A 19546-nucleotide genomic window follows, 5' to 3' on the forward strand; every position below is an offset into this window, starting at 1 on the left:
AAGGGCATCACGATCCCCCCCCCCCCCCCCCGCATATCTCCTCCCGATTGACGGGCGCGTAATCGGATCATCGTTATCCGGGGGAGAGGGAGCTCAGGAACACGTTAATCTCAATCAATGACGCGGTATGCAGGAAGCGCTTTTTCACTTTGGAGGGATGGCAAGAGAGATCAGCAATGATTTGTCATGATGTCTTGATGTCAGATTTAACGGTGTTTTTTCCCGCTGAATGATGCTCTGCTCACGAAACCGGCATAAAATGACGACTCTCAGGGTCCAAAAAACCTGTCGGTTTTCTTAAAAGACGGTCATCCGTCCACAGGGAGCTTGAGCCAGACATTGTCCTCTTCCGTCCTGCGCCTCTTTTCCGTCTGTTTTGCCGTGCCTTGTCTGGTCTCTGGCGCCTATGCCCAGGAGACGACATCCGTAGCGTCCTCCGGAGCGACGCCTGATGGCGCGCCAGCGCCCGCCGGGCTGGGAGCGATCAATGCAGGCCAGCAGCCCTCTGCCCTGACCCAGACGTCGTTATCCGAGCTTCACAAGGATACGACGGTTGCGCCCTTGCCGAAGCCCGAGGCAATTTTCGTCAATCCCTTGGGCGTCAATGCCTGGCTGCGTGAACGCGGCATCGCCATCCTGCTCGACAACACGAATGAAATGTCAGGCATGCTCAATGCCCCGACGAAAGGCCTTGGACTGCGTCAGGGCGCGAGTAATGCTGGCCAGTACTCGATGGAGAACGACATCGACTGGGAGCGTCTGGCAGGCTGGACCGGGTTCTCGACCCATGACGTGATCGTCGGGCGTTACGGTATCCCCGCCAGTCGCATGTTCGGTGACAACCTCAACCCCAGCCAGGAAATCTATGGCGGTGGCGGTAACGTGGTGGTCCATCTGGTTTATGCCTATGGCGAGGAAACACTGTTCAACGATCGTTTCGATGTGGCGGCCGGACGCATGTCCTTCCTCTCGGATTTCTCGGCCAATCCGCTCTATTGTAACTTCATGAACAACGCGTTCTGCGGCAATCCCAAGGCATCGAGCGACAATACCGCCCATGCCTCCTATCCCGATGCCAACTGGGCAGCACGGTTCCGCCTGAGACCGACCGATAACACGATCTTCCAGTTCGGTGTCTACTTCACCCAGACACAGGCCATTTACGGCAATGCCCAGATGCGCACCGGCTTCAAGTTCAACGGCGCCACGATCGATGGTGAGGCCATGCCGGTCGAATTCATCTGGGAGCCGCGTTTTGGCCACGACCATTCCCTGCCGGGCCATTACAAGGCGGGCTTCGCCTACGATACGGCGGACCACAAGGACAATTATTACGACGGCAATGGCAATCCCTTTGCCCTGAGCGGGCTCAAGCCACGCAATGTACACGGCGCCTGGGCGGCCTGGGGGCTGGTCGACCAGATGGTGTATCATCATCCGGGCCAGGCGCCCGATGCCGGTGTGACCCTGATCGGGGCCGCCTATTTCAACAAGGCCCAGACCTCCACCCGCGCGGACCAGCTTTCACTTGGTGTGCTTGATCGCGGCTTCTGGAAATCGCGCCCGCTCGATGCAATCGGCGTCAATTTTTCCTGGACCCATGTTTCCGACGATCTGACGCGCTCGCAGCGTCTCTATGCAGCGCAGGGTCTGCCCTTGCCCAACGGGTCGCTCTTCCCGCAGACCAGCGCCTATGTGGTTGAAGCGACCTATCAGATTCATGTGCTGCGCGGGGTCACCTTCGCGCCCGATTTCCAGTATTATTTCAATCCTGGTGGACAAAAGCAGCTTCGGGATCAGGCGATGCTGGGCTTCAAGAGCCATATAGAAATCTTCTGAAAAATTGCCGGGCGAAACCCGGCACCGCTTTCGATTGTTGCATGTGCCCTCACAGGTTGCAGCGCTGCACGATCGAAAGAGACATTCATGACTCATGAATTGCCCGCCCTCGCCAGAGAGCTTTCCCCGCAAGGGCCCCTCGATGGGTTCTGGCCCATCGAGGATTATGCCGCTCTTGGTGACGGGCGCTGCGTCGCCTTGCTGGCGCCCGATGGCAGCGTGGACTGGCTCTGCGTTCCCAATATCGACTCCCCGCCCATGTTCGACCGGTTGCTGCATCGCCCCGGCGGTTTCTTTCAGATCCGACCTGTGGGCGCCTTCAAGGCCACCCGCCGGTACCGTGAAGACAGCAACGTGCTGGAAACCCTGATCGAAACCGAGACCGGTACGGCCCGTCTCACGGAATCACTGAACAGCACCTTTGCCGGACGTCTGCCCTGGACCGAATTTGCACGCCGTATCGAGGGAATCTCGGGCCGGATGACGTTCATCGTGCGCTTTCGCCTCGGCACGCGCTGCGGCACAGTGGCTCCCTGGATCCAGTCCACCCAGAATGGCAATATCTTCCACGTGGGCTCCGTGCTGGCGCATATGGTTCATACGCCCAACATGCGTATCCTGCGCGAGGAGGACGAGGCGATCGAAGCCGAGATCGTCGTGGGGGAGAAAACCCATGCCCTCGTGGCGCTCGTCGCCACCGAAAACGAGCCACTGGCCGTGCCCTCCGTGGAGGAGATCGACGGACGTATCGAGACCAGCGATGCCGCGTGGCGCAGCTGGGCACATTCCTTGCATTACGAGGGCCCGTATCGGGAGCAGGTTCGGCGTAGCGCTCTGGCGCTCAAGCTGCTGCTTTACTCATCGAGCGGCGCCATCGCCGCAGCGGCCACGACCTCGCTGCCCGAGCGACTGCGCGACGGAAAGAACTGGGATTATCGCTATGCCTGGATACGCGACGCCGCCTATGTGGCCAACGCGTTCCTCCGGCTGGGTGCCGTGGCCGAAGTGAAGGCCGCGCTGGCCTGGCTTGTGCATCATCTGGGCGAGGAAGGTCCTCTTGTGATGTATGGACTTTCAGGCCAGAAGGTCGAGGACGAGATCATCTACGACGAGGTCGAGGGGTATCGCGGGATCAAGCCCGTGCTCAGCGGCAACCGCGCCTCCGGGCAGCACCAGCACGGTATCTACGGCGATATATTCGAGACGGCTGCGCTCTTTGTCTCGCGTGGCAATCTGCTGGACCAGAAGACCGCACAGCTTCTGGCGGATCTGGCCGATCGCTGCGCCGATCACTGGCGTCAGAAAGATGCCGGTATATGGGAACTGACCGAAGACCAGCATTACACCATGTCCAAGATCAGTTGCTGGCAGGCGCTGGATCGCGCCTGCCAGATGGCCGAGCGCGGGCATCTGTCCAAGGACCGCGCCCCGCGCTGGGCGCGCGAACGCGACCGTATTCTGGACTGGATCGACAGTGAGTGCTGGTGCGAGAAGCGCAAGGCCTATCTCTTCTATCCAGGGTCTGAGGGGCTCGATGCCTCGATTGCTCTGGCCGTGCCTTTCGGGCTCGATCGCAAGGAGCGCATGCTATCCACGCTCAGGGCCATACGCGAGGAGCTGGGCCATGGTCCGTTCCTGTTCCGCTACACCGGGATGAGGGAAGAAGAGGGGGCCTTTCTCGCCTGTTCCTGCTGGATGGTCGAGGCACTCTCCCTGCTGGGCGAACAGGATGAGGCCGAGAAGCTTTACGCCGCTTTTCTGGAACGCCTCCCCCGTAATACCGGTGTGATTGCCGAGATGATCAACCCCGAGACAGGCATGTATCTGGGGAATACGCCGCAAGGTCTGAGCCATCTGGGCGTGATTCATGCGGCTTGCGCATTGGCGGGCAACAAGATGAAGGCGTTCGATCTGTCCTGAAAACCGGCCGGGCGGCACCCCGCCCGGCGGCTATAACGTGGAGGCCTCTTGTCTGGGGCATCGACGTCATGCGGGGCCCCTCGAACCGCGGGGCCATGAGGGAGCCGAATGACCCAAAGGAGTATGGGAATCGACCCACGGACGCCTCGGTCGAGAAGGGGGCGTCCGGGAAGAACCATCCTTCGAGCGATCGGCTGTCGCGGCTGCGATCCTTCTTTCTGGGCAGACGTGCCTAAGCTTTGCCAGGATAAAACGATTCCTGCCCGGACAGGCGTTGCGGGGCCTCAGTCCAGCCCTGCCATGTGCCACGCCTCACGTGCCAGTGTCAGCGCACGCAGCCGTGCCTCGGGCGCATAGATCGGCGCGCTGATCATCAATTCGTCAGGAGCATGGCGCGCGGCAAAGGCTGCCATGCCCTCCGCGACCTGTTCTCTGGTTCCGATCAGGCTCGTCGCCTGCACCGTGTCCAGCTGCTGGCTGATCTCGCGGGACCAGGGAAGGTCCTCGGGCAGAATGGGGGGCAGCACGCGACCGGGACGGCCCTGGCGGAGGGCTGCGACGAAAAGACGACGGGAGGTTGCCAGATAATCGGCCTCCTCAGTCGTATCGGCAGCGATCACGTTCATGGCCAGCATGACATGAGGCGCTGCGAGATGGGCCGATGGCCGGAAACTTGTACGATAGAGATCGATCGCCTGTTCCATCATCTGCGGCGCGAAATGCGATGCGAAGGCAAAGGGAAGACCGAGAGCCGCAGCGAGCTGGGCAGAGAACAACGACGAACCGAGCAGCCAGACGGGAATGTCGGCCCCGGCACCCGGCGTGGCCACAACCCCGTTCGGGGCGCCGTAAGGCGTGAAGTAGGCCATGAGCTCCTGCACGTCATCGGGGAAACGCTCTGCATGATCGCCGTGACGCCGAAGCGCGCGCATTGTGCGCTGGTCCGAGCCGGGGGCGCGGCCCAGGCCCAGATCGATACGACCGGGGAAGAGGGCTTCGAGCGTGCCGAACTGCTCGGCAATGACGAGCGGGGCATGGTTGGGCAACATGATGCCCCCGGCGCCGATACGCATGCGCTGGGTGGCAGCGGCCAGATGACCGATAACCACGCTTGTCGCGGCGGAGGCGATGCCCGGCATGGCGTGATGCTCGGCCACCCAGTAGCGATGATAGCCGAGCGCTTCGGCATGGAGCGCCTGATCGCGCGACTCCAGCAGGGCTTCCCTGACGGTGCCATCGTCACGGATGAAGGAGAGATCGAGGACGGAGAGCGGTATCATCCTCCCGATATGGGGAGGGGTAGCTCGTCGTCAAAGAGGTCTGGTCTGAAGCCCCTCCGGGCCTGCTTCTGCAAGGGGCCAGACGACCAGCGGAAGGCGCATTCCTCTTTCCTCTGCGCGCTATGCCTCATGATGGCAGTCTGGGCGAGGCCGGTACGGGGCGGGATCAGGCTTGAGGGGGTGGCTTGGGGGGCTCATCCCCGCGAGCCTCATCATTCCTGGGCGTGGTCTGTGATGTGCGCTCAGCCTCCTCCTCTTCCACCAGCGTTTCGATGGCGGGGCTCGCGCTGCTGCGCGTGTAGATGGGGGTTGGGGCCGCGCTATGGGCGGCTTCCATGAAGCGATCGGCCAGAGCGCCATAAAGCGCCTGCTTGCAGATCATGCGCGATACACCGAAGGCGAGGAAGGAGGTGGCCATGAGCGCCAGGGTGACCTGCTGGTTGTCGCACATCTCCATGACGATGACGGTGGCGGTCAGAGGGGCCTGTACCACTGCCGAGAAATAGGCGACCGTTCCTAGAAGCACCACGGCACCGGCTGTCGTATGAGGGAGATATTGCTCGATCCAGCCCCCGATCCCCGCACCGACGGAAAGGGAGGGTGCGAAAAGCCCGCCAGGAATGCCGGAGCAATAGGACACGACGGTGGCGATGAACTTCAGTACGAAGAACGAGGCCGGGTAGTGCTCGGACCCGTCGATGATGGCGCGCGCCTGGGTGTAACCCGTACCATAGGTCGCGCCATGCGACACAATCCCGAGCCCTGCCAGAACCAGACCGCACAGGGCGGCGAAGGCAACGGGCCGCGCCTTGATGAGCGCGCCGAGCCGTCCCGGTATGCCCTTGGAAAAGCGGATCAGCAGGGCCGAGAAGGTGCCGCCTGCGACACCGCCAACAATGCCGCAGGTAAGGACGGCAATCCAGGCCGTCCCGATGGGCACATCCACATCGGTATGACCGAAATAGGAGTAATTTCCCACGAGTGCGATGGCCGTGACACCCGAGAGCACGACGCCGGTCAGCATCGTGCCCGAGGTCTTCTGCTCGAAGGAATGCGATAACTCCTCGATGGCGAACACGATCCCTGCAAGAGGTGTGTTGAATGCGGCCGAGACCCCCGCGGCACCACCAGCCAGAATGGCCCCACGTCGCGCAGCCACGCTGGATGTCCCCAGAAGGCGCGAGAAGCCATGCATGATGGCTGCCCCTACCTGCACGGTTGGTCCTTCGCGGCCGATTGAGGCGCCGACCAGCAGTCCGAAACAGGTGAGGATGATCTTGGCAAAGGCAATACGCAGCGACAGCACGCGATTGACGATCAAGAAATTCTCGATGTGCAGGGTGGCAATTGTCTGCGGAATGCCGCTTCCCTGAGCCCCGGCGAAGAACCGGCGTGTGAGCCAGGTGGAGAGTGCCAGACCGGCGGGAACAACCACCAGCATTACGTAGGGGTCCCAATGGAGCAGGCGTCCGCGCGCGCGCGCGGCCCAGTCTGCCGTCCCGGCAAAGGCCACGGCTACCACGCCTACAAGAACGGCACCCAGCCAATAGGTCAGGGTGCGCCGCCATTGCGAGGTGGTTCGGCGGGCGGAACGGCGAAGATGCTGGATCCGGTTCTTCTGACGCAATGCGGTGCTGGGGCGCATGAAGTCTCGCCTGTCTGGTGATCGGGAGGCACCGACCGATGGGGGATGCTCCTGCCAGCACACCGGGCAACTGGTCAAGAAACGACTGATCAGGAAACTCTTTTCCGAAGAGAACGTAACGGGCGTGACCCTGTCGGGTTCACCCGCCCCGGCTCAGGCCAGAACCGGTATCCCGGTCTGTTTTGCTTTTTCCTCGGGCTCTACGTGAATATGGATGATGGCGCGGCCGATATGGCGGCGCAGCGCATGTTCCACGCGATCGCAGATATCATGCGAGGCCGACACGCTCATGGCACCCGGAACGACCAGATGGAATTCGATGAAGCTGACACTGCCCGCTGTGCGCACCCGGATATCATGCGCCTCGATCGCGCCTTCCGCATGTTCGGAAATCACGGCACGGATCATCTGTAACGTGTCGGAATCGGGGGCCTCGTCCATGAGGCCGGCGATGGAATGCTTCATCATGTCAAAGCCGACGCGCAGCACGTTGAGCGCCACGAGCCCGGAGAGAATGGCATCGAGGCGCGCATAGCCGGTCAGCGGAATGAAGGCGATCCCGACAACCAGAACGACCGTGGTCCAGACGTCGGAGATCACATGCCGCCCGTTGGCGGTCAGCGCAGGGGAGCGGCGCAATGTACCCTGACGCACCAGGATCAGGCCCCAGACCAGATTGACCACCCCGCCCAGCGCGTTGAACGCGATGCCGCGCCACGGGGCGATCTCGATATTGGGAGCGAGCCAGCTCTTCCACGCCACCCAGGCGATACCGATTGCCGTCAGGACCACGAGCACAGCCTCGGTCACGGCAGAGAGATACTCGGCCTTGTCATGGCCATAGGTGTGATTGTCATCGGCGGGGCGTTGCGCGACTTTCAGCGCCCAGAGCGCACCGATGGCAGCGGCGACATTGATGATCGTCTCGAGCGCGTCAGAAAGCAGCGCGGCGCTGCCGCTCACGCGCCAGGCAATATATTTGAGACTGAGCGCAACAAGGCTGACCGCCAGAGACATCCAGCCGAAGGCCGTTTTTTCCGGCTGTTTCAGCATGACGCGCCGGTTCCGCAGGAAACGGCCCCGCCGGGCGCACCGCAGGGGAAAGCCACACCAGGCGCCTCGATCTGGAAGGTGGCATGACCGATCCTGAAGCGCTTCGACAGCATGCTTCCCGCTGCACGCAGAAGCGCGTCATGGGCGGAGAGCGGCGCTTCGCTGACCAGATGCACGGTCAGGGCGGTTTCAGTTGTGCTCAGGGACCAGACATGCAGATGATGAAGATCCTCGACCCCGTCTAGGCCGCGCAAGGCGGCCGATACCTCCTCGAGGCTGATCTGCTCCGGGACGCCATCGAGTGCCATATCAAGCGATGCCCGCAACAGCGACCAGGTGCCGAAAATGATCGTCAAGCAGACGATCAGACTGACGATGGGGTCGAGAATGGTCCATCCGGTCATCATGATGATGAAGCCCGTCACGACAACGGCCAGAGACATCAGCGCATCAGCGGCCATATGCAGGAAGGCACCACGCAGATTGAGGTCATCCTTTCCGCCGCGCATGAAGAGGAGCGCCGTCCCCCCATTCACCAGAATGCCGCCTGCGGCCACAAGCATGACCACGCGCCCGGCCACCTCGCCGGGATTGGCCAGGCGCGTCACGGCCTCCCAGATGATCCCGCCCGTGACGAGCAGGAGTAGAACGGCATTGCCCAGAGCGGAGAGAATGGTCGACCGTTTGAGGCCATAAGTGAAGCGTGCGGAGGGCGCGCGTCGCGCAAGGCTGTGCGCGAGCCATGCGGCGCCCAGACCGAGCACATCGGAAAGATTATGTCCGGCATCCGAGAGCAGTGACAGGGAGTGCGCCAGAATGCCCCAGACGGTCTCAGCGACGATATAGGCGATATTCAGCCCCATGCCGATGAGAAAGGCCGATCCATAACTTGCCGGAGCATGAACGTGATGATGGCCCGGGCCATGGTGATGGCCATGCGCGCCATGATCATGGCCGTGATGGTCATGGTCATGGTCATGGTCATGGTCTTCGCCCCCTTGCGCATGATCGCCGGACTCGGCGTGGTCATGGGCCGTATGGGCATGGGCGTGATCACGGCAGGCATGCGTTTCACCCGTGCGGGCGTGATCATGGGGGCCGTGATCCCTGTTGGGATCATGGGCGCATGGGTTTTCGGCCATGGGGGCGCCTTCGGTGAGTCGTCGTCAGACCGTTCCTATACGGCATCGGGCGCTTGAAAGCCAAGGTTCGGCGGCATGGGGCTCTGCGGCGCCTGTCGTAGTCTAGCATGTAGTAGTTAAGGTGCTGGAACCGCTCAATATATACAAAAAGTCACAATATATCAAACTATGCTTATGGTTTGAGGATATTAAACAGTCATTAATATAGATTGATTGATAACGAAATGATTATTCATGAACACATGCTCTCTAATCTTGCGGGAAAGGGTTTGTCATGAAAATCGTCAATTTCGTTATTGAATTATCAGTCCGGCTGGGTTGGTATGCGGAGCGCCACCGAGGGTGCGCAAATGTTGACGATATTGTAACAGCTGGATGACCTGGGGATTTTTTCCCTTCCGGCTGCCGCTTGCTTTCTGGTTGGTTCTGACATGTCCGGGTGTTTGTCGATTACTGCTCATGACTTCCGCTTTGCGGCAGGAGTGTACGCGTCTCCTCGACTGATGCGGCGTGTCGTTCCGGCAGTTCAGGCATGAGCCCCACTGAGCCGCGGCATTCAGGGGGGAATGCAGGAACGGATCTCGCACTCCCGGAGAGGGGGGATCGGAATCTTCGTCGCCGCAATGACAAGAACAAGGACTTCATGATGCGATCAGCGCGCTTTTCCCTTACTGGCATGATGCTGACCGCCATGCTTTGCGGGTCTTCCGCGCTGGCTTCAGAGCCACTTCCCTATGCGCCCATGAACCCCGCCCGCATGTCGGAGGTTATTCGCACGCTGGCCTCCGATCCCTTCGAGGGGCGGGCGCCCGGGACGATCGGGGCAATCAAGACGGTGAACTACCTCGTTGCCCAGTTGCAGGCGATCGGGCTGGAACCTGCTGGCGAGAATGGCGGCTGGACCCAGGAAGTGCCGATGATCCATACCAAGATCGCGCCGGACTCCATTGCCCAGTTCCGTATTGGATCGGATCGATCCATCGATTTCCATCAGGCCAGCGAAATCTATCTGACCACGAGTGTGCCCTCCTCCCGGATCGAGATCACCGAGGCCCCCCTCGTCTTTGTCGGTTACGGCGTGAATGCCCCCGGCCGCGACTGGGACGATTTCAAGGATGTGGATCTGAAGGGCAAGATTGCTGTCATCCTGATCAATGATCCGGATTTCAGGGCGAAGCCGGGTGAGCCCGTGGCGGAGCGTTTCGGCGGGCGCGGCATGACCTATTTCGGGCGCTGGACCTACAAGTATGAGGAAGCGGCTCGACGCGGTGCCGTGGGCGCGCTGATCATCCATGATACGGAGGCCGCGTCTTATCCCTGGAGCACCGTGATCGCGCCAGGTGGAGAGACTTTCGATCTTGATCGCAAGAATGCCGACCAGACGCTTGTTCTCAAGGGCTGGGTCGAGGGCAGGGCGGCCCATGACCTGTTTGCCCGTGCGGGGCTGGATCTCGACAAGCTGAGCGAACAGGCGCGGCGTCCCGATTTCAGGCCGGTCATTCTCCCCAGGACGACGCTGACAACGCGGCTTGAGGTCGAGACGCAGCATATGCAGAGCCGCAATGTTCTGGCCAAGCTGCCCGGCACGACCCACCCGGAAGAGACGATCATTTATGGCGCGCACTGGGATGCGTTCGGCAAGAGCAAGGGACCGCATGGCGATATGATGATCCGCCACGGGGCGATCGATGACGCCTCAGGGGTTGCGGCGGTGCTCGAAATTGCGCGTGCCTTCAAATCCGGACCGGCCCCGGAGCGTACCATCCTCTTTGCTGCCTGGACGGCGGAGGAGCGCGGTCTGCTCGGCTCCACCTGGTATGCCGAGCACCCGCTCGTCTCTCTGCCCAAGACCGTCGCCAATTTCACCATCGATGTGCTGCAGATGGCTGGCATGTCGCACAATGCCTTTCTGGTGGGCGCAGGGCAGGACAGTCTGCAGGATGATTTCGTCACGATTGCAAAATCGCAGGGACGTGTGACCCAGCCGGAGGCCCTGCCCGAGCGAGGCGCCTTCTATCGCGCGGATCATCTGCCTTTTGCGCGGGCGGGCGTGCCGGTTCTGCCGATAATGGATCTGGCGGGTTATCCCGACCTCGTGAAGGGCGGCGTGCCCGCCGGGCGCAAATGGCTTGAGGGCTATATGGTCTGTTACCACCAGCCATGCGATTCCTGGAGCGCGAGCTGGGATCTGCGTGGTGCGGCCGAGGACGCGGCTGCACTCTATGAAGTTGGACGCAGCCTCGCTTTTTCGCGCATGTGGCCCGTGTGGAAGCAGGGCTCGGAATTCAAGGCGGTTCGCGATCGTACCGAGGCCGAGCGCCCGGCTCTGTAAGGATTGGGGGACTGCCGGGCGCGTCCCGGCCCCCTGTCCGCTCGCGCGCACGCTGCTATTCTTCTTGACAAGCAACCCCTGGGCATGACTTCCAGCCGGGATGATCCGGCTTACCGAACTCAGGCTTCCGCTCGACCACGATGACACGGCACTGCGCGCCGCCATCGTCACGCGTCTTGGCATCGACGATTCCGCCTTGCACGACTTCACCATTGCCCGTCGCGGCTATGATGCGCGAAAGCGCGGGCGCATCGTGCTGGTTTACAGCGTCGATTGCGTGGTTGACGACGAAGCTTCTCTGCTCGCCCGTCACGAAAACACACCCTCCATCATGCCCAGCCCTGACACGCAGTATGTGTTGCCCACGGCAAGCCCGGGGGCGTTACGACCGGTTGTGATCGGTGCCGGGCCTTGCGGGGTCATGGCAGCGTTGATCCTGGCGCAGGCAGGGCTGCGCCCCATCGTGATCGAGCGCGGAAAGATCGTGCGTGAGCGCACCATCGATACCTTTGCCCTGTGGCGTCGGTCCGAGTTGACGCCCGAGAGCAATGTCCAGTTCGGCGAGGGCGGGGCCGGGACGTTTTCTGACGGCAAGCTGTATAGCGGCGTAAGCGACCCACGCCACCTTGGCCGCAAGGTGATGGAGGAATTCGTCAAGGCCGGGGCGCCTGAAGAGATCCTTTATGTCTCAAAGCCTCATATCGGCACGTTCCGCCTTGTTTCCATGGTCGAACATATCCGTGCCGAGATCGAGGCGCTGGGCGGGGAGTATCGTTTCGGTGTGCGGGTAGATGGGCTGGTAACCGAAGGAAACCCCCGGAGACTCACGGGTCTGGTGCTCTCTGACGGTACGACGCTCGAAGCTGACCGCGCTATTCTGGCGGTGGGGCATAGCGCGCGCGATACTTTCGAGATGTTGCGCCAAGCGGGCGTACCGATGCAGGCCAAGCCCTTCTCGATCGGTGTGCGGATCGAGCATCCGCAATCGCTGATCGATTGCGCGCGATTTGGCGATCAGGGAGGGCATCCGCTTCTGGGCGCCGCTGACTACAAGCTGGTACATCATGCCAGTAATGGTCGTGCCGTCTACTCCTTCTGCATGTGCCCCGGAGGGACCGTTGTGGCGGCGACTTCGGAGCCCAACCAGGTGGTGACCAATGGCATGAGCCAGTACTCGCGTGCCGAGCGCAACGCGAATGCTGGGATCGTGGTCGATGTGTCGCCGGAGCGCGACTACCCCGATGGTGTTCTGGCAGGCGTTGCCTTCCAGCGTCACTGGGAGCGGGCAGCCTTCGTCGCCGGAGGCGGTGACTACAAGGCGCCTGCGCAGCGTGTGGAAGATTTCCTAGCCGGTCGACCGTCCACCACGCTGGGCGACGTCGTGCCCTCCTACAAGCCGGGTGTTACCCCTACCGATCTGTCTCTCTGTCTGCCGGATTTTGCCGTGCAGGCCATTCGTGAGGCGCTGCCAGCTTTCGAGCGCAAGCTCAAGGGTTTCTCGATGGGCGACGCCGTGCTGACCGGCGTCGAAACGCGAACCTCATCCCCCATCCGTCTGCCCCGTACCGCCGAGGGACAGAGCCCCGGATTGATCGGACTTTTCCCTGCCGGTGAGGGTGCGGGGTATGCGGGCGGTATTCTTTCGGCCGGGATCGACGGGATCAGAGCGGCGGAATGGGTCATAGGGGCGCATGATACGCGCCAATCAATCGGCTGATCCACGGGGTGCCTTGATGAGTGCCGCGTAATTTCTCAGCAAAAAATCTTTCCGGGACCGTTATTATTTGATGAGCGCTCATAAAAGTTTCGTAAAATCCGGATAATATCCTCATAAAACCGTCAACGACTGGCGCCGTTGCAGGCTTGTTCCTCTCTCGTGGAGACAAGCATCATGACGCTCATCGATCCCCGCTCGCGCTATCCGCGCCCGCCCTTCGACATTCAGCCGCAGGAATTTCCCGGCGTTTCCGCCAAGATGAAGCCCCAGCCCGATTATGGCGACGAAAGCTACCGTGGTAGCGCGCGGCTCAAGGGGCTTGTTGCCCTGATCACAGGCGGTGATTCCGGCATCGGCCGCGCCGTTGCTGTGGCGTTCGCCAAGGAGGGGGCCGATATCGCGCTCTCTTATCTCGAGGCCGAGCAGACCGATGCACAGGATATCGCGGCCTCGGTCGAGAAGGCCGGCGCGCGCTGTCTGCTTCTGCCGGGCGATATTCGCGAAAAACCTGTGTGCGAGAAGCTGGTTAGTGAGACGGTCGAGGCGTTTGGCGGGCTGGATATCCTGGTCAATAACGCAGCCTTCCAGAATCCGCGGGAGAACTTCCTCGAAATCGAGGACGAGGAATGGCGTCGTCACTTCGATACCAATGTCCACGCCATGTTCTACCTGACCAAGGCCGCATTGCCGCATCTCAAGCCGGGCGCATCGATCATCAATACGTCGTCGGTCAATACGCGTACGCCAATGCCCATTCTTATTCCCTATTCCATGACCAAGGCTGCCATCGCCAATTTCACGGTCGGGCTCGCCGGGAGTCTCGTGGAAAAGGGCATAAGGGTGAATGCAGTGCTTCCAGGCCCGATCTGGACCCCGTTCATCGCAACCGGCATGCCACCCGAGCAGCACAAGGATTTTGGATCTCAGGCGCCGATGGGCCGTCCGGGTCAGCCCGCCGAACTGGCTGGCGCCTATGTCTACCTGGCTGATCCAAATAACAGCTACACAACAGGTGCGCTCCTCCCTGTGCATGGCGGCATGCCGCAGCTTTAGCCCTGCGGATCTCTCAAGTCCGAAACATGCCCGATGCGTAATGAGGCGTATCGGGTATTTTTTTTGGGAGCGTGATGGCATGTCGTCTGTTCACGGAATGGGACAGGCGAGATAGAAAACTCGACGCGGCCCCGCATCGTTGCGTTGACCTAACGTTAAACGCGATATCGCCCGGCCCAGCCGTTTTTGACATAATTCCTCATTATATAACGTTTGTCGTTTCGGAACCATGTTGGTAAGTCATGCTCAAGAAAGCGAGAGGATGACGTCAAAGGTCAGGGAGAGCGTATCCCCGGTCGTTGTGTCTCCTTTCGCCACGAATTCTGCGCTTTGGAAGTATTCGCGATTATTATTGAATAAATCGTCGCGATCTCACGCCCTGCCGTCGCGGTTATGGCGTCAATGCGCATTCAGAGCATCGAAGGATTCTGAGAATGGCGACAAAAATTACCGGTACGTGGTCTGCCGTTCTCAATGACCGTGGCGTGACTGTCTATCAAAGTGGCGGTGTGACCTATGATGGACCCGTGCAGCTCACAGGCGCAGCGACGCTTTATGTGACGAGTGGCGCCGTGGCGTCAGGCGTCACGAATTCCGGCAATATTCCCAACGTTGTCGTGTCATCCGGCGGCACTCTGCTCAGCTCAACCATCGTGAATGGCTATGTCTCTGCCTTGCAGGGCGCCACGACCAGCAGCAACATGTTCAGCTCCGACCCGGTCTATTTCTTTAGCGGGGCCTCGTCGATCGGGGATAGTTTCTACGCGGGTCCCGGTTATGGTGCCGATACAGCCTATTTCAGTGCCGGATCCGTGGTGAGCAACGCCGTTACGCTATCCGGTGGCCCAATGGTTTTCAATTCGGGTGCGACCGTCAATGGCGTTACCGTCTCCACAGGTGGCGTTGTGACGTTCAGCGCGGGCTCGGTGGTGTCCAATCTGTCGATTCAGCCTGGCGGTTCGGCATTTATCAGCACTGTCATGGGCACGCCCCACACCACGCCACCGATCATGCCCTCCAGCAACGTCACCACTGTGACAGGTACCTGGTCCGCAGTCATGAGTGGCGGCAAGACGGTCTATGTGAGCGGGACAGGGGCGAAGCTTGAAGCACCGCTGCGCCTGAATGGCGGGACACTTTACATCATGAGCGGTGCCGTCGTGTCCGGTCTGCTTGCCTCGGGTGGCTATCCGACGATCTCGGTCTATAACGGGGGAACGCTGCTCAATTCCCAAGTGCATAATGGCTATGTCACGATCGCCAGCGGCGGTGTCACCAGCGGCAATCTGATGAACTCGAACCCGATGACCTATTCTTCCGGCGCGAGTTCGGTCAACGACATCTTTCTCAATAGCGGTTATGGCGCCGACACGGTCACGGCGCTTAACGGTGCAACGCTGATCAATCCCCAGATATCGGAAGGCGCTCCCGTAGTGGTCAGCAGCGGGGCGACCATCATCAACCCGGCTGTAACTTCGGGGGGGCAGCTATCGATCTATGGTGGCACTGCCACGACCTGCTTCCTTTCCGGAGCCCGTATCGAAACACCCCAGGGACCGGTAGCCGTCGAGACTCTCACTGCCGGGCAGCAGATCATCGTCTATCGCGACGAATATCCCTGCATCGAGACGATTATGCGTGTCAGCAAAGGACAGGCTACCGTCGAGAATGTGCGTGAAGACGATCTTGCCGGTTATCCGGTCCGGATCTGTGCGCATAGTCTTGGACGTGATCTTCCCGATAGCGATCTGCTCGTTACGGCTGAACATTGCCTCTACTTCGCCGGCGGCTTCATCCCGGCCCGTATGCTCGTCAACGGGGAATCCATCCGTTACGAACGCGCGCTGCGGCAGTATGACTACTACCATGTCGAACTCGCGACCCATGGCATTATCCGCGCGAACAAGGTGCTGACTGAAAGCTACCTCGACACGGTCTCAAGGCTTGGGGAGGGTCAGAATGGAGAAGCCCCGTCTTATCGGCGCTGGACAACCCATGGCGCTGCGCCCCTGCGGACTGATCGTGACTTCGTCGAGCCGATCTATGATGAGATTCTGGCGCGCTGTGGTTCCGAGGCACGCGAGGATTCACGGGTCGAACACGAACACGATCTGCATCTGCTGACCGATGAAGGGCTGCGTATCGATCTGAAGCGCCGGGCGGGAAACCATTTCCTGTTCACGCTGCCGCCGGGCATCGCGCGTGTACGGCTGGTGTCACGCAGCGCACGACCATGCGATACATATGGGTCCTTTGTGGATGATCGTCGCAGGCTGGGCGTTCTGGTCGGTGAGGTCACACTTTATCGCTCGGACGCAGCTCATGCGATACGCAGCCATCTCGACGGCGCGGACCTGCCGGGCTGGGACGAGGGACCGGAGCAGGGATGCCGCTGGACCTCGGGCTACGCGACCCTTCCAATCGACCATGCTGATGAATGCGCGGCCGCGATGCTGTCGATCCACGTCCTCGCCGGCGGGCCTTATCGTGAATCCCCCCGGCGCGGCGGGGGGATTCACCCCATCATGTGACGCTGGTTCGTCAGCACCCAGAGCGTACCGCCCACCATCAGCACGACGATCAGCAGCGAGAACAGGATAAGCTGCAGATCGTCGCGATGGGAGCGCGACAGGTCGATATGCAGGAAAAACCGGAAATGCACGATGACCTGCACGAGGCCTGCGACAGCGATGACCCAAATCAGGGCACCGGGGGAGAACAACCCCAGCATGACCCCGGCGAACGGAATAGCGGAAAGCAGGATGGCGGATGCGAGTCCGATAATATAGCCGTGCAACTCCTGCCGACGTTCCGCAGCATGATCATCGTTCATGACAGAACTCCCAGCAGATAGACGATCGAAAAAATTCCGATCCAGACGATATCCAGGAAATGCCAGAACAGGGCGAGGCGCATGAAGCGCGTCTGCACCAACGGGTCGAGGCCGAACTTCGCGACCTGGGCGAACATGATCACCATCCAGATACAGCCGCTCGTCACATGCAACCCATGGGTCCCAATCAGCGCCCAGCTTGCCGAGAGCCAGCCCGACCGCGAGGGCACACCGCCTTTTGACGCCATGGTGAAGAAGTCGTGCAGCTCGAGCGACAGGAAGGCCAGGCCGAGCATCAGGGTGACGCCAAACCAGAACAGCGTCTTTGCGGTTGATCGGTCATAGCGCATCGCAAGTGTTGCAAGGCCGCATGTGAAGCTGCTGAGCAGCAGCGCTACAGTCTCCCAGGCTGCCGAACCGAGATCGAAGAGCTCGTGCGGACCCGGCCCCCCTGCGAGGGAATGGCCCATCGTTGCGTAGGTGGCGAACAGCATCGAGAAAATGATGAGGTCGCTCATGAGAAAGACCCAGAAGCCGAAAAGTGCCTCCTCGGCCTCGGAGCGCGCAGCTTCCTTGCGGGATTCAGGTGCCGCATTGCTCATGCGGATACCGATATGGCTCGGACCCTTGCCGTGTACTGCCTGCGCCATCACACGGGCTCCCTGACCAGACCGCGATTGGTGGTAGTGAACATCGCGTCATTGGCGATGGCTGGACTCTCACGCAATGTCAGCAGCCAGCGTTCCTCTGTCTTACGGATCTCGGCGGCGGGGATGATCCGGAACGTATCGCGGTTGAAGCTGCGGGTAATGATCGCCCCGAAAAACACCCCTGCGCCCAGCAGCACAGCCCACCAGACATGCCATGTCAGGGCAAAGCCGAAGACCCCGCTTGCCACACAGCATACAAAGCCAACCGGTGTGTTCGAGGGGAGTTCGATATCGTAATAATGCTCCGGTGCACGCCAGGCCGTGTGCTGCTTCTTGGCCTGATGGAACGCATCGACACTGTCGATCTGTGGAATAAGCGCGAAATTATACTCCGGGGGAGGGGCGGCAATCGACCATTCCAGAGTACGCCCGTTCCATGGATCGCCCGCCGGTACGGCAAGGCTTTGGCGGTCACGTATGCTGGTCCAGAGCTGGATCACCATACTGGCCAGTGCACAAAGCACGAGCAGCGCGCCGAAGAGGGCGACCCAGAGATAAGGCCGATAGACGGCCTCGAAAAATTCCTGGCTACGACGGGGCATCCCCAGCGCCCCAACGATATAGAGCGGCATGAACGCCAGGATGAAGCCTCCAACCCAGCAGCCGAAGATGATCCGTCCCCAGCCCTCGTGCAGGCGGAAACCGAAGGCCTTGGGAAACCAGTAATGATAGGCGCTCAGCATCCCGAAAAGCAGACCGGGGATCAGCATGTTGTGAAAATGGGCCACGAGAAAGAGCGTGTTGTGCACCTGATAATCGAAACCCGGATTGGCCAGCATGACGCCCGTGGCGCCACCGACGACGAACAGCACCATGAAGGCGCAGGCATAGAGCATGGGCACGCTGATGCGGATGCGCCCGCGCACCATGGTCAGAAGCCAGTCATAGACTTTCACACCGGTCGGAATGGCGATGAGCATGGTGGCGATGCCGAAGATCGCGTTGACATTCCCGTCCTGCCCCATGGTGAAGAAATGATGCAGCCATACCGTGAAGGACAGCACGGCGATGGAGATCGTGGCCCAGACCAGTGAAGTGTAGCCATAGAGCCGCTTGTTCGAGAACGTGGCAATGGTTTCCGAATAGACGCCAAAGGCGGGCAGGATCAGGATGTAGACTTCCGGATGACCGAACAGCCAGAACATGTTGATGTAATTCATCATGTTCCCACCCAGTTCATTGGTGAAGAAATGCATCCCCAGATAGCGGTCCATCGCCAGCATGAGCGTGGCGACCGTCAGCGGCGGCATGGCAAAAATCATCAGGATGGAAATACACAGAGCCGTCCATGCAAAAAGCGGCATGCGGAACAGGGTCATGCCCGGCGCGCGCTTCTTGTAGATGGTGACGGCAAAATTGATGCCCGTCATGGTGTTGCCGATCGAACTCAGTGTCAGAGCCCAGATCCAGTAATCAACTCCGACACCGGGGCTGAAAGAGAGCTCGGTATAGGGGGGATACCCAGTCCAGCCACCGGTCGAGAACTTGCCAATGCACAGTGAGATCATCATCAGCACCGCGCCCGCACTGGTCAGGCCGAGGCTGATGGAATTCATGGCCGGAAAGGAGACGTCTCGCGCGCCGATCTGCAGCGGCATGGCGAAATTGTAGATGCCGATCAGGAACGGCATGGCCATGAAGAAGATCATGATCGTGCCATGCGTTGTGAAAAGCTGCGCGAAATGCTCGGGCGGTATGAAACCGGGGTTGTTATAGGCGACGGCCTGTTGCGAGCGCATGACGGCTGCCTCGACCACAGCGCGCGCCAGCATCACGAATGACACCACCACATACATGATGCCGATGCGTTTATGGTCGACACTGGTCAGCCAGTCGGTCCAGAGCGATCTCCATCCCTTGATCCAGGTCACGAAGACCAGCACGGCCAGAGCGCCGAGCACCACCACCGAGGCGGCTCCCGTGGCGATGGCGCTGTAGAAGGGCAGGGCGTCATAGCCAAGATTGCCGAACAGAAAATGGCGCAAATGCTGATCTCCGGTCATGGAAGCGCTGCGTGGGCAG

Annotated in this window: 13 protein-coding genes; 6 read left to right on the forward strand and 7 right to left on the reverse strand. The window is 60.6% G+C overall.

Annotated elements, in window-relative coordinates:
• Window positions 1-327 precede the first annotated feature (327 nt).
• Both C0V97_RS07565 and C0V97_RS07570 read left to right on the forward strand, forming a co-directional pair.
• Window positions 328-1839: a carbohydrate porin gene (locus C0V97_RS07565; RefSeq protein ID WP_127102028.1), complete on the forward strand. Its 1512-nt coding sequence runs from the start codon at window positions 328-330 to the stop codon at window positions 1837-1839.
• An 87-nt stretch (window positions 1840-1926) separates the two neighbouring features.
• Complete coding sequence (locus C0V97_RS07570) at window positions 1927-3759, forward strand: glycoside hydrolase family 15 protein (RefSeq protein WP_127102029.1); 1833 nt, start codon at window positions 1927-1929, stop codon at window positions 3757-3759.
• A 284-nt stretch (window positions 3760-4043) separates the two neighbouring features.
• On the opposite strand, the gene C0V97_RS07575 is transcribed toward C0V97_RS07570, so the two are convergent.
• The 4 genes from C0V97_RS07575 to C0V97_RS07590 form a co-directional block, all read right to left on the reverse strand.
• Window positions 4044-5039 carry an LLM class flavin-dependent oxidoreductase gene (locus tag C0V97_RS07575; protein WP_127102030.1) on the reverse strand — a complete coding sequence of 332 codons (996 nt, stop codon included), beginning with the start codon at window positions 5037-5039 and terminating at the stop codon, window positions 4044-4046.
• Between the two features lie 166 nt (window positions 5040-5205).
• Window positions 5206-6684, reverse strand: a complete 1479-nt coding sequence (locus tag C0V97_RS07580) for a chloride channel protein (protein WP_127102031.1) — start codon at window positions 6682-6684, stop codon at window positions 5206-5208.
• Between the two features lie 153 nt (window positions 6685-6837).
• Window positions 6838-7737 (reverse strand): cation diffusion facilitator family transporter, encoded by a 900-nt coding sequence (locus tag C0V97_RS07585; RefSeq protein WP_127102032.1) that lies wholly within the window; start codon window positions 7735-7737, stop codon window positions 6838-6840.
• The gene (locus tag C0V97_RS07590; protein WP_127102033.1) at window positions 7731-8879 is read right to left on the reverse strand and encodes a cation diffusion facilitator family transporter; all 1149 of its coding nucleotides are present in this window, start codon (window positions 8877-8879) and stop codon (window positions 7731-7733) included. Before C0V97_RS07590 ends, C0V97_RS07585 begins: the two co-directional genes overlap by 7 nt.
• Window positions 8880-9522: 643 nt before the next feature.
• Here C0V97_RS07590 and C0V97_RS07595 point away from each other — a divergent pair.
• The 4 genes from C0V97_RS07595 to C0V97_RS07610 all read left to right on the forward strand — a co-directional run bounded on the left by C0V97_RS07595 (window position 9523) and on the right by C0V97_RS07610 (window position 16512).
• The gene (locus C0V97_RS07595; protein ID WP_199751717.1) at window positions 9523-11211 is read left to right on the forward strand and encodes a M20/M25/M40 family metallo-hydrolase; all 1689 of its coding nucleotides are present in this window, start codon (window positions 9523-9525) and stop codon (window positions 11209-11211) included.
• 100 nt (window positions 11212-11311) lie between these two features.
• Window positions 11312-12928, forward strand: coding sequence for an NAD(P)/FAD-dependent oxidoreductase (locus C0V97_RS07600; protein ID WP_127102034.1), 1617 nt, complete (start codon window positions 11312-11314; stop codon window positions 12926-12928).
• Window positions 12929-13102: 174 nt separating this feature from the next.
• The gene (locus tag C0V97_RS07605; RefSeq protein WP_127102035.1) at window positions 13103-13981 is read left to right on the forward strand and encodes an SDR family oxidoreductase; all 879 of its coding nucleotides are present in this window, start codon (window positions 13103-13105) and stop codon (window positions 13979-13981) included.
• A 434-nt stretch (window positions 13982-14415) separates the two neighbouring features.
• The gene (locus C0V97_RS07610) at window positions 14416-16512 is read left to right on the forward strand and encodes a Hint domain-containing protein (RefSeq protein ID WP_127102036.1); all 2097 of its coding nucleotides are present in this window, start codon (window positions 14416-14418) and stop codon (window positions 16510-16512) included.
• Here the strand turns inward: C0V97_RS07610 and cyoD are convergent.
• From cyoD to C0V97_RS07625, 3 genes are read right to left on the reverse strand one after another with little or no spacing between them, the layout of a single operon-like run.
• Window positions 16497-16814 carry a cytochrome o ubiquinol oxidase subunit IV gene (gene cyoD, locus C0V97_RS07615; protein ID WP_127102037.1) on the reverse strand — a complete coding sequence of 106 codons (318 nt, stop codon included), beginning with the start codon at window positions 16812-16814 and terminating at the stop codon, window positions 16497-16499. The genes C0V97_RS07610 and cyoD overlap by 16 nt on opposite strands.
• On the reverse strand, window positions 16811-17464 hold the full coding sequence (locus C0V97_RS07620; RefSeq protein ID WP_199751720.1) for a cytochrome (ubi)quinol oxidase subunit III: 654 nt from the start codon (window positions 17462-17464) through the stop codon (window positions 16811-16813). Before C0V97_RS07620 ends, cyoD begins: the two co-directional genes overlap by 4 nt.
• Window positions 17464-19527, reverse strand: coding sequence for a cbb3-type cytochrome c oxidase subunit I (locus tag C0V97_RS07625; RefSeq protein WP_127102038.1), 2064 nt, complete (start codon window positions 19525-19527; stop codon window positions 17464-17466). Before C0V97_RS07625 ends, C0V97_RS07620 begins: the two co-directional genes overlap by 1 nt.
• Window positions 19528-19546: the final 19 nt, after the last annotated feature.

Origin of the sequence: Asaia sp. W19, from assembly GCF_003994335.1 — a bacterium.
GTDB lineage: Bacteria > Pseudomonadota > Alphaproteobacteria > Acetobacterales > Acetobacteraceae > Asaia.